The following is a 1,955-nucleotide window of genomic DNA, read 5'->3' as shown; positions in this document are numbered from 1 at the left end:
CGGCATTGACCGCTGCGGCAAACTGGATGAGGTCCCGGCGGACCAGTGGGAGCTGGTGCTGGGGGTTAACCTGCTCGGCACGGTCTCCACGGCGCGGGCCGCGCTGCCGCACCTGGAGAAAAGCCATGGGCGTCTGGTGACCATCGCCTCGACCCTGGCGCTGCGCGGCGTTTCGGATGCGACCGCCTACTGCGCTTCGAAGTTCGGGGTGCTCGGGGTTCAGCAAGGCGCTGGCCGCCGAAACGGCCGGGCGGCTGGGGGTCACCACGATCATCCCCGGCGGCATGGACACCCACTTCTTCGATGACCGCACCGAGCAGTACCGCCCGGCGGACAACTCCCGGCTCAACGACCCCTCGCGGGTGGCCGGCGCCATCCTGTTCGCGCTCTCCCAGCCGCGGGGCTGCGAGGTGCGCGAACTGCTGATCTGCCACGAAGGTGAGGATTCCTGGCCGTAAAGAGCGGCCCCAACCACGCTTATTGAAGGCAAGGACGCAGCCCCGCACCCGTTGGTGCGGGGTTGCGTCCTTAACTGAAACAGACCGGCGGCTCAAGTCATTCTGTGCGTCTGCTTTGTGCCGGGTAATAAGTACGCTAGGTTGATCTTTGTCACGCGTTCACTTCAAGAGCACGCGATCGGCCGGGGCCTTTTCTTCCACCTTTCAAGGGTCGCAGTCCCAGCCGCTGTCTTTGCGTATAGAACAGGAAAACCATGACCTCTCGCGTCTCCGGAGCGCTCCTCTCCACCGCCGTCGTTTCGGGCCTACTGCTGTCGCCCGCTGCGGCGCAGGCCGACGAAACCGTGCAGTCCCCCACCGCAATTGCAGCCGAATCAAGCGCCCTCCAGGAACCGGCGGCCAATGCACCGGCCGCCCTTCCGGTGCCGTCGGAACCGGTACAACTGAGCGCGGCCGACGTGGCTGAACCGATGACAGCGGCTGCCAGCGAGCAGGCCCCGCCGGAGAACGAGCCGGCTGAAGCGGCAACCGACCCGGCCGCTTCGCCTGAGGAAACCGCGGCACCAGCCGAGAACGGTACCGAGACAGAGCGCACCGAACCGGGACCGGCAGAACCCGCCGCGCCAACCGCTGCGGATCAGCCCACCACGGACCAGGCCCCGGCAAACGGCTCCGGGACGACAGATGAGGACAACTCGCTGGTCACCGAGGTTCCCGGGTCCGCGGAAAAGAGTGCCCCCGCCGCCCAATCGGAGGGTGGGCCGGTGCCGAAGAAGCAGGAAAAGCTGAACCAAGCACCGGAACCGGCCGCGGAAACCCGTGGGGATGACACAAGGAATCTTGCATCCCTCTTCGCGGCCAACGTCAATGGCGTGTCCTTCGACGACGAGGACGCGTTCTGGGATTACCTTGATGAACGCTTCCCCCAGGTCGATGAAAATTGGACGGAAGAACAATGGGAGGCCTTCTTCAAGACTGCTCAGGGCCGGGAATGGGACCGTCTCGTCGATGAATACCTGGAACAGTCCAGCATCGAGGACCCGGACCTCTCCGATGAAGAACAGGCCTGGCTCGATGAGGTGCTGCGCCTGCTGCCGGAAGGCAGCGAAAGCTGGGACGAAGCACAGTGGGAGCAGTTCTTCAGCACCGATCAGGGTAGGGAACTGCTCGGGATCTTCCTCGGCATCGAGTTCGATATGGCCCAAAGCGAGGCCGAGCTGAAGGAACTGATCGAAAGCTACCGGGAGCTCTTGGAGGGCGAGGACGCTGCCTGGTTTGAGGACTTCCTCGCCTGGTACTTCGGCGATCAGACCGAGAGCGGCAACGACAAGGGCAAGGGTGAGGTGAAGCCTCCAGCAATGCGTCACCACAAGCCGCCAAGACGCCGGAGGCCACGATCGTCGGCGCAGCCGTTGCGCACAAGATCGACACCGAAGACGCCGCTCAGGCCAAGGCCCCGGCAAGTGATGCCGCGCTGGCCGACACCGGGTTTGGCGG

Annotated in this window: 2 pseudogenes; both read left to right on the top strand. The window is 64.8% G+C overall.

Going from position 1 to position 1,955, the window contains the following annotated elements:
• A pseudogene (locus JCM19049_RS23565) lies at window positions 1-458 on the top strand (SDR family oxidoreductase); the annotation flags it as partial.
• Between the two features lie 254 nt (window positions 459-712).
• A pseudogene (locus JCM19049_RS12825) lies at window positions 713-1,955 on the top strand (hypothetical protein); the annotation flags it as partial.

The sequence above is a fragment of the Arthrobacter sp. JCM 19049 genome (assembly GCF_001310435.1).
Note: the sequence above shows the minus strand (reverse complement) of the source record. Positions and strands in the feature narration are given on the sequence as shown.